Source organism: Paraburkholderia lebeckiae (assembly GCF_050436225.1).
Classification (GTDB): Bacteria; Pseudomonadota; Gammaproteobacteria; order Burkholderiales; family Burkholderiaceae; genus Paraburkholderia; species Paraburkholderia tuberum.
The window spans coordinates 1,821,597-1,836,236 of the sequence record NZ_JBNDLU010000002.1; the positions used below are offsets into that span (position 1 = coordinate 1,821,597).

Annotated in this window: 14 protein-coding genes; 7 read left to right on the plus strand and 7 right to left on the minus strand. The window is 65.6% G+C overall.

Annotated features, from left to right (window positions below; all coding sequences use genetic code 11):
* Window positions 1-73: 73 nt before the first annotated feature.
* The 4 genes from OKW45_RS23015 to OKW45_RS23030 form a co-directional block, all read right to left on the minus strand.
* Window positions 74-955: an SDR family oxidoreductase gene (locus tag OKW45_RS23015; protein WP_429471343.1), complete on the minus strand. Its 882-nt coding sequence runs from the start codon at window positions 953-955 to the stop codon at window positions 74-76.
* 52 nt (window positions 956-1,007) lie between these two features.
* Window positions 1,008-2,006: an NADP-dependent oxidoreductase gene (locus tag OKW45_RS23020; RefSeq protein ID WP_429471345.1), complete on the minus strand. Its 999-nt coding sequence runs from the start codon at window positions 2,004-2,006 to the stop codon at window positions 1,008-1,010.
* 28 nt (window positions 2,007-2,034) lie between these two features.
* Window positions 2,035-2,520 (minus strand): PaaI family thioesterase, encoded by a 486-nt coding sequence (locus OKW45_RS23025; RefSeq protein ID WP_026225390.1) that lies wholly within the window; start codon window positions 2,518-2,520, stop codon window positions 2,035-2,037.
* Window positions 2,521-2,584: 64 nt separating this feature from the next.
* Complete coding sequence (locus OKW45_RS23030) at window positions 2,585-4,090, minus strand: aminotransferase-like domain-containing protein (RefSeq protein ID WP_429471347.1); 1,506 nt, start codon at window positions 4,088-4,090, stop codon at window positions 2,585-2,587.
* 178 nt (window positions 4,091-4,268) lie between these two features.
* Here OKW45_RS23030 and OKW45_RS23035 point away from each other — a divergent pair, with 178 nt between their 5' ends.
* The gene (locus tag OKW45_RS23035) at window positions 4,269-4,661 is read left to right on the plus strand and encodes a hypothetical protein (protein ID WP_018418059.1); all 393 of its coding nucleotides are present in this window, start codon (window positions 4,269-4,271) and stop codon (window positions 4,659-4,661) included.
* A 69-nt stretch (window positions 4,662-4,730) separates the two neighbouring features.
* On the plus strand, window positions 4,731-5,240 hold the full coding sequence (locus OKW45_RS23040; RefSeq protein WP_026225391.1) for an LEA/WHy family protein: 510 nt from the start codon (window positions 4,731-4,733) through the stop codon (window positions 5,238-5,240).
* 19 nt (window positions 5,241-5,259) lie between these two features.
* On the opposite strand, the gene OKW45_RS23045 is transcribed toward OKW45_RS23040, so the two are convergent.
* The 3 genes from OKW45_RS23045 to OKW45_RS23055 form a co-directional block, all read right to left on the minus strand.
* Entirely contained in the window at window positions 5,260-6,438 is a 1,179-nt protein-coding gene (locus OKW45_RS23045; protein ID WP_429471349.1) for an acetyl-CoA C-acyltransferase, read from the minus strand.
* A 147-nt stretch (window positions 6,439-6,585) separates the two neighbouring features.
* Window positions 6,586-8,676, minus strand: coding sequence for a 3-hydroxyacyl-CoA dehydrogenase NAD-binding domain-containing protein (locus OKW45_RS23050; protein ID WP_429471351.1), 2,091 nt, complete (start codon window positions 8,674-8,676; stop codon window positions 6,586-6,588).
* A gap of 142 nt (window positions 8,677-8,818) precedes the next feature.
* Window positions 8,819-10,516, minus strand: a complete 1,698-nt coding sequence (locus OKW45_RS23055; protein WP_429471353.1) for a 3-(methylthio)propionyl-CoA ligase — start codon at window positions 10,514-10,516, stop codon at window positions 8,819-8,821.
* 155 nt (window positions 10,517-10,671) lie between these two features.
* Between OKW45_RS23055 and OKW45_RS23060 the strand changes: the two genes are divergently transcribed.
* The 5 genes from OKW45_RS23060 (at window position 10,672) to OKW45_RS23080 (ending at window position 14,546) form a co-directional block, all read left to right on the plus strand.
* Window positions 10,672-12,228, plus strand: coding sequence for a protein adenylyltransferase SelO (locus OKW45_RS23060; protein WP_429471355.1), 1,557 nt, complete (start codon window positions 10,672-10,674; stop codon window positions 12,226-12,228).
* 98 nt (window positions 12,229-12,326) lie between these two features.
* Window positions 12,327-12,749, plus strand: coding sequence for a peptide-methionine (R)-S-oxide reductase MsrB (gene msrB / locus OKW45_RS23065; RefSeq protein WP_018418065.1), 423 nt, complete (start codon window positions 12,327-12,329; stop codon window positions 12,747-12,749).
* A 163-nt stretch (window positions 12,750-12,912) separates the two neighbouring features.
* Entirely contained in the window at window positions 12,913-13,443 is a 531-nt protein-coding gene (locus OKW45_RS23070) for a septation protein A (protein ID WP_027197690.1), read from the plus strand.
* 1 nt (window position 13,444) lies between these two features.
* Window positions 13,445-13,756 (plus strand): BolA family protein, encoded by a 312-nt coding sequence (locus OKW45_RS23075; RefSeq protein WP_018418067.1) that lies wholly within the window; start codon window positions 13,445-13,447, stop codon window positions 13,754-13,756.
* A 10-nt stretch (window positions 13,757-13,766) separates the two neighbouring features.
* Window positions 13,767-14,546: a peptidylprolyl isomerase gene (locus tag OKW45_RS23080; RefSeq protein WP_429471357.1), complete on the plus strand. Its 780-nt coding sequence runs from the start codon at window positions 13,767-13,769 to the stop codon at window positions 14,544-14,546.
* Window positions 14,547-14,640: the final 94 nt, after the last annotated feature.

Consider the following 14,640-nt stretch of genomic DNA (forward strand, 5'->3'; position numbering starts at 1 on the left):
GCGTCGCGCATCGGGCGGCGCGCAGTGCGCCAATTATTGTCAGGAGCCAGCGCACCGGCCACGCAGCCGGCCGCTACTGTGCATTCTTCACCTCGGGCTTCAGCGACATCGGATCTGATGGCTCGCGCAACTGCTCGATATCCTCGTGACGCAGCTTCACGGTCGCCATGATGCCCGGATGCGTGATGATATAGAAACGCCGCGCGGCGATCGCCTCGAACGCGGTGTCGGCGACATCGTCGGCCGTGAGCTTGCCCGACTGCACCGCGCGCTGCAACTGCTTGCCGGCCGCGATCTGCGAGCGCGTCGGCCGGCCCGCGTTGCGAAACTCGTCGGGACGCGCGCGCTCGGCCTCCGCGATGCCGGTCGGCACGAAGGCGGGACACAGCAGCGAGCAGCCGACCTCGCCGCCCGCGCCGGCCTGCGCGAGCTTCAGGTCGTGATACAGCGTCTCGGTCAGCGCCACCACCGCATGCTTCGACGCGTTGTAGATGCCCATTGCCGGCGGCGCCAGCAGCCCCGCCACCGACGCCGTATTGACGATATGCGCGGGCTCCTTCTGCGCGAGCATGATCGGCGCGAACACGCGCACGCCGTGCGCGACACCCATTACGTTGACGCCGAACACCCACGACCAGTCGTTCGCCGAGCTTTCCCACAGGAAGCCGCCGGTGCCGACGCCCGCGTTGTTGAACAGCACGTGGACCTTGCCGAACGCGGCGAGCGCCGCCTGCGCGAGCGCCTCGACCTGCGCGGCGTTCGATACGTCGGTCGGCACGCCGATCACGTCGGCGCCGGTTTCGCGCAATGCGTCGACGGTTTGCGCGAGCTGGTCGGCGTTGACGTCCGCGAGTACGAGCTTCATGCCGAGCGCCGCGCCCTTGTGCGCGAACGCGCGGCCAAAGCCGCTGCCCGCGCCGGTGATCACCGCCACCTTGCCCGCGAATTGGAACATCCTGTGACTCCCTGATTGCGTGGCGGCTTGCCGTTGCATGATGACGTCGCGCTCAGATCAACCTGACCAGTTGCTTGCCGAAGTTACGGCCCTTCAGCAAGCCGATGAACGCCTCGGGCGCGGCTTCGAGCCCTTGCGCGATCGTCTCGCGATAGTGCAGCTTCTTCTGCGCGACGAGCGTGCCAAGCTGCTTGAGCGCCTCGGGCCACACGTCCATGTGTTCGCTGACGATGAAGCCCTGCACGAGCAGCCGCTGCGTCAGCATCAGCGACGGATGCTTGAGCGGCAGCGGCTGGCCGTCATAGCCCGCGATGAAGCCGCACAGCGCGATGCGTCCGAACGCGTTCATGCGCGCGAGCGTCGCGTCGAGCCCATCGCCGCCGACGTTCTCGAAGCAGCCGTCGACACCGTCGGGCGTGACGGCCTTCAGGTCCTGGTACAGGTTACCGGCCTTGTAGTCGACGCACGCGTCGAAGCCGAGCGTCTCGACCACATAGCGGCACTTGTCCGCGCCGCCCGCGATGCCGACCGCGCGCGCGCCCGCCGCCTTCGCGAGCTGACCGACCACGCTGCCCACCGCGCCGCTCGCCGCGCTGACGACCACCGTCTCGCCAGCCTTCGGCGCGATGATGCGGTTCAGCCCGTACCATGCGGTGACGCCCGGCATGCCGACCGGCCCGAGATACGCCGACAGCGGCACATGCGTGTCGTCGACCTTCTGCATGCCCGTGCCATTCGAGGTGCCGTACTCCTGCCAGCCGAACATCGCGACGACCTTGTCGCCGACCGCGAACTTCGGATTCCTCGTCTCGACGACCTCGCCGACCGTGCCGCCGATCATCACTTCGTTCAGCGGCTGCGGCGCCGCGTATGACTTGCTGTCGTTCATGCGTCCGCGCATATACGGATCGAGCGACAGATAGTGGTTGCGCACCCGTACTTCGCCGTCGGCGAGCGGCGCGAGCGGCGTTTCGACGAGCTTGAAGTTATCGGGCGTGGCTTCGCCTTGGGGGCGCGAAACCAGCAGCAATTGGCGATTGATCTGGGTCATGCGGTCGTCTCCTTGGGTAGTTGGCCGCTCAGTCGCTCGGACCGGGCTTCGCCGCCGGGTCGCTGCGCAGACGCTGCCGCGTGACGTCGCGGCCCACCGCGAGGCGGCGCATGTATTTGAAGGTGCCGAGCGCTTTCGCGACGAAGTGGCCTTCGCTGTCGCGGATCTCGCCTTCGCAATAGGCCATCGTCGTCGAGCGATGCAGCACGCGGCCGGTCGCGCGCAACTCGCCGCGTCCCGGCTGCATGAAGTTGACCTTCATCTCGACGGTGACGACGCCGACGCCGTCGCCGGCGAGACTGCGCGCGGCCATCGCGAGCGCGACGTCGGCGAGCGTCATCGTGACGCCGCCATGCGCGACGTCCCACGTGTTCATGTGATCGCGTTGCAACGGCAGCACGACTTCGCTGACGCCGTCGGCGGCCGACAACAACTGTGCGCCGAGACGGTCGATGAAGGGACTTTCGGGCAACGATGCATGGCCCGTTCTGGATGAGGTGGATGGATCGGTCATGGCTCAGATATCTGATTTCGTAGCCGACGGCGCGTGTCGAGCCTACGGCGGGAAATGATACCCGCTATCGCGTTGACGCATGGGCCGCCATCCGTGCCGCGAGGCGCCCTAGTCTGCGCACCGCTTCGTCGGTCAGATCCAGATCCGCACCCGGACAGCTGAGCCGAATGAAGTGATCGAAACGCCCGGCGTTCGAAAATACCGTGCCCGGCATGATGCGAATACCGTCATGCAACGCGGCGTCGAATAAAGCCGACGACGATACGTGGCGCGGCAATTCGATCCAGAAAAACATCCCGCCGCGCGGCGGCGTGAACCGCGTGCCGTCGGGAAACGATGCCGCCACCGCCGCGGCCATCCGCTCGCGCCGCAGCTGCAAGCTCTCGCGCAAACGCCGCAAATGGCGCTCGTACGCGCTCGTCTCCAGGAACCCGGCGAGCACGACTTGCGACAACTGCTCGTTGTGGCGCGACTGCGCGAACTTCAGCATACCGATGCGCGGATGCCACCGGCCACCGTTGATCCAGCCGACGCGCATGCCAGGCGCCAGCGTCTTGTTGAACGATGTGCAATGGATCACGGTTCCATCGGTGTCCCACGCCTTCAGCGAGCGGGGCGGCTGCGCGGCATCGACGAGCTCGCGGTAGGGATCGTCCTCGATCAGCGCGATGCCGGCGCGCGCGCACAGTTCGACGAGGCTCGCCTTGTGCGCGTCGGGCATCACGCTGCCGAGCGGGTTTTGCAGATTCGGCACCACCACGACCGCCTTGATGTCGGGATGCGTGTGCAGCGCGAACGCCAGCGCCTCGATCGCGAGGCCGGTGCTCGGGCTGGTCGGAATTTCGAGCGCGCGCAGACCGAGACTTTCGAGCGCCTGCAGCAAACCGAAGAAGCACGGCGATTCGACCGCGACCGTGTCGCCCGGCTGCGTTACCGCCCGCAACGCGAGGTTCATCGCTTCGACGCCGCCGTGCGTCATGATGATGTCGTCCGCGCCGATCTGGCTGCCGGCCTCGAGCGCGCGCCGGGCGATGATCGCGCGCAACGCCGGATCACCCAGATCGGGTCCGACGGCGGTCAGCAAGGTGGGTCGCCGGCGCAACGCGCGCACCGCGGCCTTTTGCAACGCATCGGTCGGATAGAGATCGGGTGACGCGGTCGCGCCGCCGAGATTCAGCGCGTGCGGATAGCGCTGAAATTTCGACACGAGCGCCGAAATCTCCGAATGAATGCCGACGAACTGCGCGGCGGCGCCGGGCTGCATCGCGAGATCGGGCTCGGCGGCGCAGGGCAACGCAGCCGTCGGTGACACGCGCACGAAATAGCCGGCGCGCGGCCGGGCGTCGATCAGCGCGGCGCGTTCCAGTTCGCGATAGCTCTCGGTCGCCGTCGCGAGGCTCACGCCGTGGCGCTGCATGAACGCGCGCATCGACGGCATGCGGTCACCCGGGCGCAGCACGCCGTGGCCGATCGCGCGGCGGTATTGGTCGGCCAGTTGCCGGTAAAGCGGCTGGCGCTCGGCTGGCCGGTCCGTCGAGGGACCTTGCGGTGTGAAGAGGAGTTCGCTCATGAACCGATGGTGCGGATAGTCCGCGCGCCGCGACAGATACACATCGACGTGATTCGGACCGATACAGCGTGACGAAACGCACCACTGTACCGGTTCAGATTGTCGACAGCTGCGCCTGTTTTCATCCGGACGGACTCCCTAAGCTGTGTGACACGAAAACGATTTAAAGGAATGGGTCATGCCTGTGCGTCCATACCACGATCGCTTGTTACCCGGTGCAGAAGTGGATTGCACCGCGGCGTCGCATCTTGCCGCCGGTCAGATGGCCCTGCACGACTTGCGCGCCCGCAGTTCGATCATCGCGGTCGAAGGTGCATTGCAACTCGTCTTCCGCGATCATTCGCTGGCCTGGCTCGGCAACGACGCCCCGCTCACGTCGCTCACGTTGCACGAAGGCGAGCGCTTTGTGACCTCGCAACGTGGCGTCGTGTCGATCCGCGCGACGCAGGCCGATCGCGCTGCATTCATCGTGCTGCCTGCACACGCTGAACACAGCGCGCGCGGTTTCGTTCTGCAAGCCGCTCGGCGTCTCGCTTGCGTCGTGCGCACACGGTGGCGGCGCGCCGCCTGAAACGTCGCTGCGCGCGCCATGCGGCCCGTTACAATGCATGACCAATCCGGTTCGTTCGAGGTGCAGGTCATGTCATTCTTTCGCGCGCTGCAGCCGGGCCTGGTCTCACGGGTGTGGCGCCTGTTCGCCGCCGTCGTCGCTGTCACGCTGACACTCGCTGGCTGCGCGGGCCTGTTCGGTGCCGACCCGTTGCGCGTTAACGTGGCGGGCATCGAGCCGATCGCTGGCCAGGGCATGGAGATGCGCTTCAACGTCAAACTGCGCGTGCAGAATCCCAACGACTCCGCGGTCAGCTTCAACGGCGTGTCGCTCGATCTGGAACTGAACGGCAAGCCGTTCGCGAGCGGCGTCAGCGACCAGAGCGGCACCGTGCCGCGCTTCGGCGAAACCGTCGTCACCGTGCCGCTGACCGTGCCGGCTTTCGCCGCGGTTCGTCAAGCCTTTGCGCTAGCCGGCGCCGCGCAGTCGGGACAGGTTCCGTACGTTCTGCGCGGCAAGCTCGCGGGTGGCGTGACCGGTACGACGCGATTCACCGATCAGGGGACGCTGAGCCTGCCGTCGTCGGACACGGGCTGGTAATGACGCCGGCCCACGCCGCTCAAACCACTTCGAACAAACCCGCCGCGCCCTGCCCGCCGCCGATGCACATCGTCACGACGACGAACTTCACGCCGCGCCGCTTGCCTTCGATCAGCGCATGGCCGACGAGCCGCGCTCCCGACACGCCGTACGGATGGCCCACCGCGATCGCGCCGCCGTTCACGTTCAGGCGGTCGTGCGCAATGCCGAGTTGGTCGGCGCAATAGAGCACCTGCACCGCGAACGCTTCGTTCAGCTCCCACAGCCCGATGTCCTCGACCTTGAGGCCGGCTTTCTTCAACAGCTTCGGCACCGCGAACACCGGGCCGATGCCCATTTCGTCGGGCTCGCAGCCGGCCACCGCGAAACCGCGGAATATGCCGAGCGGCTGCAGCCCTTCGCGTTCGGCAAGCGTCGCGTTCATCACGACGCAAGCGGATGCGCCGTCCGAGAACTGGCTCGCATTGCCCGCGGTGACCACGCCGCCCGGCTGCGCGGTGCGAATCTTCGACACGCCTTCGAGCGTCGTGTCGGCGCGAATGCCTTCGTCGCTGCTGACGGTCACTTCCTTCGTGTAGAGACGGCCGCTCGCCTTGTCGGCGACGCCGGCGAGCACCGTCAACGGCACGATTTCGTCCTTGAATTTACCGGCTTCGAGCGCGGCCGCCGCGCGTTGCTGCGAGCGCACGCCGTATTCGTCCTGGCGTTCCTTCGAGATCGAGTAGCGCTTCGCGACGTTCTCGGCGGTCTGCAGCATTGACCAGTAGATTTCCGGCTTGTGCTCGGCGAGCCAGCCGTCGGTCGTCATGTGGCGGTTCATCTCGTTCTGCACGCACGAGATCGACTCGACGCCACCCGCGACGTACACGTCGCCCTCGCCGGCGATCACGCGTTGCGACGCAAGCGCGATCGTCTGCAATCCCGACGAGCAGAAACGGTTCACGGTCATGCCCGGCACGCTGACCGGCAAGCCCGCGCGCAATGCGATCTGCCGCGCGATATTGCCGCCCGTCGCGCCTTCCGGATTCGCGCAACCCATGATCACGTCCTCGACGCGCGCCGGATCGAGCTTCGCGCGCTCGACCGCGGCCTGCGTCACGTGGCCGCCGAGCGTCGCGCCGTGCGTCATGTTGAAACCGCCGCGCCACGATTTGGCGAGGCCCGTGCGGGCGGTGGATACGATTACGGCGTCAGTCATGCGTGTCTCCAATTGCAGTGTCGAAAGTGGCGCGCCGGCTCACTGCCGTGCGTTCAAAAGCGCATCACCGCGCCGCCTCTGTCGTTTGATGCGAGCGATGCGGGGGAAACCCGCACCGCTCAATTCGTGAGCTGAAGCCAGCCGCGCTCAGCCGTTGAACCCGCGACCTTCGGCCGCGAGCTTCGCGATGCTCGGGGCGAGCTTCCACGCGTCGCCGTTCGGCCGCGCCGCATAGCGGCGAATCGCGCGCTCGACGTTGTAGAGCCCCACCGTGTCCGCGTACAGCATCGGGCCGCCGCGATGCAACGGGAAGCCGTAGCCGGTCAGATAGACCATGTCGATATCCGACGCCTTCGACGCGATGCCTTCCTCGAGAATCTTCGCGCCTTCGTTGACGAGCGCGAACACCAGACGCTCGACGATTTCTTCGTCGCTGATCTTGCGGCGCTCAGAGTTGGTTTCCTTCGAGTACTCGCCGATCATGTCGTTGACCACGCCCGAAGGGTATGCGGTGCGATCGCCCGCCTTGTAGTCGTACCAGCCGCCGCCGGTCTTCTGGCCGAAGCGGCCCATCTCGCACAGACGGTCGGCGATCTTCGAGTAGTGCATGTCGGGGTGTTCGAGATAGCGGCGCTTGCGGATCGCCCAGCCGATGTCGTTGCCGGCGAGATCGCTCATGCGGAACGGACCCATCGCGAAGCCGAACTTCTCGATGGCCTTGTCTACCTGCGCTGGCAACGCGCCCTCTTCGAGCATGAACAGCGCCTGACGAACGTATTGCTCGATCATCCGGTTGCCGATAAAGCCGTCGCACACGCCCGACACCACCGCGGTCTTCCTGATCTTCTTCGCGAGCTTCATCACGGTGGCGAGCACGTCCTTCGCGGTCTCCTTGCCACGCACGACTTCGAGCAGCTTCATCACGTTGGCCGGGCTGAAGAAGTGCATGCCGACCACATCCTGCGGACGCTTCGTGAACGCCGCGATCTTGTCGACGTCGAGCGTCGACGTGTTCGACGCGAGGATCGCACCGGGCTTCGCGACTTCATCGAGCCGGCGGAACACCTGCTCCTTCACGCCCAGTTCTTCGAACACGGCTTCGACGATCATGTCGGCGTGCTTCAGGTCGTCGTAGGAGAGCGTCGGGCTCAGCAGCGCGAGGCGCTGTTCCATCACCTCGGGCTTCAGCTTGCCTTTCCTGACGGTCGCCTCGTAGTTCTTGCGGATCGTCGCGAGACCGCGGTCGAGCGCTTCCTGCTCCGTTTCCAGCAGCGTGACCGGAATGCCCGCGTTGAGGAAGTTCATCGCGATGCCGCCGCCCATCGTGCCGGCGCCGATCACGGCCACCCGATCGATGTCGCGCACCGAAGTATCTGCCGGCACGTCGGGAATCTTGCTCGCCGCCCGCTCACCGAAGAACGCGTGACGCAGCGCGCGGCTCTCCGGCGTCTGCACGAGCGCGATGAAGCATTCGCGCTCGAATGCGAGGCCCTTGTCGAAGCCGTCCTTCACACCGGCTTCGACCGCGTCGATGCATTTATGCGGCGCCGGGAAGTTCTTCGCGATTGCCGCGACGCTATTGCGCGCGAACTGGATGAAACCGGCTGCGTTCGGATGTTTGATCTCGCGGTCGCGCACCTTCGGATGCGGGCCTGCCTGCGCGCCGACCTTGCGCGCGAACGCGAGCGCCGCTTCAGCGAGTTCGGCGGGATTCGCGACGACTTCGTCGAACAGCCCCGACTCGGCGAGCTTTTCCGAGAGCACCGGCGCGCCCGACACGATCATGTTCAGCGACGCTTCCAGACCGATGGCGCGCGGCAGACGCTGCGTGCCGCCCGCGCCCGGCAGGATGCCGAGCTTCACTTCGGGCAGCGCGATCTGCGCGCCGGCCGCGGCGACGCGGTAATGCGCGCCGAGGGCAAGTTCGAGGCCGCCGCCCATCGCGACGCTGTGGATCGCCGCGACGACTGGCTTCGCGCTGCCTTCCACGGCCTTGATGACCGTCGCGAGCGTCGGCTCCTGGGTCGCCTTCGGCGTATTGAATTCGGTGATGTCGGCGCCGCCCGAAAAGGCCTTGCCCGCGCCCGTCAGCACGATGGCCTTGATGGCCGGATCGTTCTGTGCGCGCTCGAGCCCTTCGACGATATCCGCCCGCGTCGACAGACCGAGCCCATTGACGGGAGGATTGTTCAGCGTGAGAACGGCCACGCCGTCATGAGTTGTGTAGTCCACTGCCATCTGCGTGCCTCCGTGCGATCCATGCATTGAGGCGGCGCATGATGCGCCGCCCGTCCGGTTCATCGAGCCTGCTTATGGTCAGACTTTTTCAAGCGACGGTTCCGGGGTCAGCAGGCACAATACACCAAAAAAGAACGAACGTTCAATTTATTCCAGAGTGGGGTTTCCCCTGGGACTCGGGGCTCAGCGGACAGCTGCGGCCGTCTTCGAGCGCGGACGGCAGCACATGGTCGCGGAACAGATCGCGCAGCTTCAGCTTCTGCAGCTTGCCGGTCGCCGTGTGCGGTAGTCCGTCGACGAACACGACGTCGTCGGGGATCCACCACTTCGCGACCTTGCCGTCGTAGAACGCGAGCAGTTCGTCGCGCGTGACGTCTTGCCCCGCGCGTTTGACGACCACGAGCAACGGGCGCTCGGTCCACTTCGGATGCGCGCACGCGATGCACGCGGCTTCCGCGACCGCCGGATGCGCGAGCGCGACGTTCTCGACGTCGATCGAGCTGATCCATTCGCCGCCCGACTTGATCACGTCCTTCGAGCGATCGGTGATGTGCAGGAAGCTGTCGGGGTCGATCGTCGCGACGTCGCCGGTCGGGAACCAGCCGTCGATGAGCGGCGAGTCTTCCTTGCGGAAATACCGGTCGATGACCCACGGCCCGCGCACGTGCAGATCGCCGAACGCGACGCCATCCCAAGGCAGCTCGCGGCCATCCTCGCCGACGATCTTCATGTCGACGCCGTAGATCGCACGACCCTGCTTTTCGAGCAGTTTGCGCTGATCGGCGGGCGGCCGCCGGCTCTGCTCCCAGGTCAGCTTCGACAAGGTACCGAGCGGCGACATCTCCGTCATGCCCCATGCATGGATCACCTGCACGCCGTAGTCGTCCTCGAGTATCCGCAGCATCGCGGGCGGACAGGCGGAACCGCCAATCACCGTGCGCTCGAGCGACGAAAACCTCGCGCCCGTTTCGCGCAGGTAGTTCAGCAGACCGAGCCACACGGTCGGCACGCCGGCCGAGCATGTGACGCGTTCGCTCTCCATCAGTTCGTACAGCGACTTGCCGTCGAGATCCTTGCCGGGGAACACGAGCTTCGCGCCGGTCAGCGGCCCCGCATGCGCGAGGCCCCATGCGTTGACATGGAACATCGGCACGATGGGCAGCACCGAGTCGCGCGCGGACAGGTTCATTGCGTCGGGCAACGCCGCGCCGAACGCGTGCAGCACCGTCGAGCGATGGCTATACAGCGCGCCTTTCGGATTGCCGGTCGTGCCCGACGTATAGCAGAGATACGACGCCTGGCGCTCGTCGAGCGTGGGCCAGTCGAAGCGGCCGTCCTGCCCGTCCATCAGCGTTTCGTAACACAGCACCGACGTTTGCATCGGCGGCCGATGCGCTTCATCGCACAGTGCGATCCAGCCGCGCACGCGCGGGCACTGCGGCGCGAGCGTGTCGACCAGCGCGGCGAACGTCGTGTCGAACAGCACGTACGCGTCGTCAGCATGATTGACGATGTAGGCGATCTGGTCGGGGAAAAGCCGCGGGTTGATCGTGTGACACACGGCGCCGAACCCGGTGGTGCCGTAATACGCTTCGAGATGCCGGTAGCCGTTCCACGCGAGCGTCGCGACGCGTTCGCCCGGTTCGACGCCGAGCGCGATGAGCGCCTGCGCGAGCTGCTTCGCGCGCTGCTCGCAATCGCGGTACGTGTAGCGATGCAGGTCGCCTTCGATGCGCCGCGACACGATCCCGGTGCTGCCGAAATGCCGCGCGGCATGCGCGAGCAACGATGACACGGTGAGCGGCACGTCCATCATCTGGCCCAGCAGCGGCGTCGTCATAAGGCGGGGTCTCCTCGGCTTGTTAGTGGGTCGATGGGTTGACGGAAGATCGTGGCGGCGTCGAGCGCAGCAGCATGGTCCGAACGATGAAGGCGGCCGCCCAGCAGCGCCGCGGGCGCGGACTTACAATATCGGCTAATCCAGAGGCGCTCAACATGTCGTTTTCCCCAAGCTTTGCAGGGCTATCCGCAGCTTTGACGGATCTTTCCAACACACTCGCCACTCCCCCAGCCAACGCGTTCGCGCGGCTCGGCGGCACGTTCCTCACGCGCCTGCCCGCCGCGCCGCTCGACGCACCCTATCTCGTCGGCTTCTCGGCCGAGACCGCCGCGCGGCTCGGGATGCCCGAGGGCATCGAGCGCGACCCGGGCTTTATCGAGCTGTTCTGCGGCAACGCGACGCGCGACTGGCCGGTCGACACGCTGCCTTATGCGTCGGTGTACTCGGGGCATCAGTTCGGCGTGTGGGCCGGCCAGCTCGGCGACGGCCGCGCGCTCGGTCTGGGCGAGCTCGAACACGACGGCGAGCGCAACGAACTACAGCTCAAAGGCGCGGGCCGCACGCCCTATTCGCGCATGGGCGACGGCCGCGCGGTGCTGCGCTCGTCGATCCGCGAATATCTGTGCTCGGAGGCGATGCATCATCTCGGCATTCCGACCACGCGCGCATTGTGCGTGATCGGCTCCGACCAGCGGGTGCGGCGCGAGACGATCGAAACCGCGGCGGTGGTCACGCGCGTCGCGCCGAGCTTCGTGCGCTTCGGCCACTTCGAGCACTTCTACGCGAACGATCGTGTCGACGCGTTGCGCTCGCTCGCCGATCATGTCGTCGAGCGCTTCTATCCGCATTGCAAGGAGGCCGACGATCCGTATCTGGCGCTGCTCGCCGAGGCGGTGCGCTCCACCGCGGATCTGATGGTCGACTGGCAGGCGGTCGGTTTCTGTCACGGCGTGATGAATACCGACAACATGTCGATCCTGGGCCTGACGATCGACTACGGCCCGTTCGGTTTCATGGATGGCTTCGATGCCGGCCACATCTGCAATCACTCCGATACGCAGGGCCGCTACGCCTACCGGCTGCAGCCGCAAATCGCGTACTGGAACCTGTTCTGCCTCGCGCAGGGACTGCTGCCGTTGTTCGGCGAGAAGCACGACGAAAGCGTGCGCGCCGACAAGGCGGTCGAAGATGCGCAGCACGTGCTCGCCGGCTTCAAGGACCGTTTTGCGCCGGCGCTCGAAAACCGCATGCGCGCGAAGCTCGGCCTCGAACAGGCGCGCGACGGCGACGACGCGCTGGTCAACCGGCTGTTCGAAGTGATGCACGCGAACCGCGCCGATTTCACGCTGACGTTCCGCAATCTCGCGCGCCTGTCGAAACACGATGCGAGCGGCGATACGTCGGTGCGCGACCTGTTCCTCGATCGCGCCGCCTTCGACGCATGGGCGAACGGCTATCGCGCGCGGCTCGCTGAAGAGTCACGCGACGACGTTGCGCGCGCCATTGCAATGAATCGCGTGAACCCCAAATTCGTACTTCGCAACCATCTGGCGGAAACGGCGATCCAACGCGCGAAGGAGAAGGATTTCTCCGAGGTGGAACGGCTCGCGGCCGTGTTGCGTCACCCGTTCGACGAGCAGCCCGAATACGCGTCGTATGCGGGCCTGCCGCCCGACTGGGCGAACTCACTGGAAGTGAGCTGTTCGTCATGACGCGCCGGCGCAGTTGAATCGCCACGGCCGTGCCTACAGAAAACACCGGTACGAACCAGGACAAACCCGCGAGACAAACCCGAGACAGGAACCCGACCATGAGCAACCCCGACGATCTCAAGCATGATGCCCCAGCCGTACAGAAAAACGACGCCGAGTGGCGCAAGCAGCTGACCGACATGGAATACCAGGTGACGCGCCATGCGGCCACCGAGCGCCCGTTCACGGGCCGCTACAACGATCACTGGGAACGCGGCGTCTACGACTGCGTGTGCTGCGGCACGCCGCTGTTCGAATCGGACACCAAGTTCGACGCCGGCTGCGGCTGGCCGAGCTATTTCCGCCCCATCAACGGCGAGGTGATCGCCGAGAAGACCGACCGCTCACACGGCATGCTGCGCATCGAGGTGCAGTGCAAGAATTGCGGCGCGCATCTGGGTCACGTGTTCGAGGACGGACCGGCGCCGACCGGTCTGCGTTACTGCATCAATTCGGCTGCGTTACAATTCGAGCCCAAGTAACGCGGCGCGGCAGCGGGCCTGCCCGCTTCGGGCGCTGCGGCGCGAATCGCGCGCGGCGCCCTTCTCATGCGCCAGTCCCGCTCGCCAGCGGCCACCGCGCACCTTGCACGCCACCCGGGCGCGCTTCAACGTTCGAATCACTCTCCGACTTCCCGATCAGATAATGAAATTCCTGTTCGATCTGTTCCCGATCATCCTGTTCTTCGTGGCCTTCAAGATCTGGGGCATTTTCACGGCGACGGCAGTGGCGATCGTCGCCACGCTGGTGCAGATCGCGTGGGTGGCGTTCCGCCACCGCAAGGTCGACCCGATGCTGTGGGTGAGTCTCGGCGTCGTCGTGGTATTCGGCGGCGCGACGCTCGTGCTGCACAACGACACCTTTATCAAATGGAAGCCGACCGTGCTGTATTGGGCGTTTTCCGTCGCGCTGATCGTGTCGCAGCTCGGCTTCAACAAGAACCTGATCGAAGCGATGATGGGCAAGCAGATCGCGCTGCCGCACGCGATCTGGGGCAAGCTGAACCTGATCTGGGCGGTGTTTTTCGTGCTGCTCGGTCTGCTGAACCTGTTCGTCGCGTATCACTACACGACCGATCAGTGGGTCAATTTCAAACTCTTCGGCGCGACCGGCTGCCTGCTCGTGTTCATCGTCGGACAGAGCCTGTGGCTGTCGAAGTACATGAAGGAGGAATGACATGAGCGACCTGTTCATGCACGCCACCACCGCCGAGCGCGCCGCGCTGATCGAGGCACGCCTCACGGCCGCGCTCGCGCCCGTCGAGTCGATCCGCATCACTGACGACAGCGCGCAGCACGCCGGCCATGCCGGCGCCTCGGCCGGCGGTCATTTCAGTGTCACGATCGTGGCCGTCGCGTTTGCCGGGAAGCCCCGCGTGGCGCGGCATCGCATGGTGTATGATGCGCTGGCCGATGCCATGCAGCGCGGCATTCATGCCCTTGCAATCACGGCTTATACGCCCGAAGAATTTGCTTTGTTGCCCCGCTAGGAACCTTTCGATGACCTTGAAGAAAACCCGCCTCTGGGTATTGCTGGCCGCGTTCGCGGCCGCACCTGCATTCGCACAGAACATCGCCGTGGTGAACGGTACGGCGATTCCGAAGTCGCGCGCCGATGCGTTGATCCAGCAACTGGTTCACCAGGGACAGCAGGACACGCCGCAGCTGCAGCAGGCCGTGCGCGAAGAGCTCGTGAATCGCGAAATCCTGATGCAGGAAGCGCTGCGTCGCGGGCTGCCGAACCGTCCGGACGTCAAGGCGCAAATCGCGGTCGCGCAGCAAACCGTGGTGCTGCGCGCGTTGATCGAAGACTTCGTGAAGACCAACCAGCCGACCGACGCCGAAGTCACCGCGCGCTACAACGCGCTCGTCAAGGATGCGGGCGGCAAGGAATATCACCTGCACCATATCCTCGTCGACAACGAGCAACAGGCGAAGGACCTGATCGCAAAGATCAAGGCCGGCGCAAGCTTCGAGAACCTGGCCAAGCAGTACTCGAAGGACCCGGGATCGGGCAAGAACGGCGGCGATCTCGACTGGTCGGACCCGAAGGCCTACGTGCCTGAATTCGCGGACGCGGCCACGCATCTGCAGAAAGGCCAGATGACCGACACGCCGGTGCATACGCAATTCGGCTGGCACATCATCCGTGTCGACGACATCCGCGCCGTCACGCCGCCGCCGCTCGAGCAGGTGCGCGCGCAGATCGTGCAGCAGATCCAGCAGGAAAAGCTGCAGGCGTTCGAAGAGAATCTGCGCAAGAACGCGAAGATTCAGTAAGGGTCGGCGGGCAGATTGTCTTCGGATAGTCCGCCTGCCTCTGAAGCCTGAATGCGATAAAGCCGCCCGTGGGCGGCTTTTTTGTTGCTGCAAG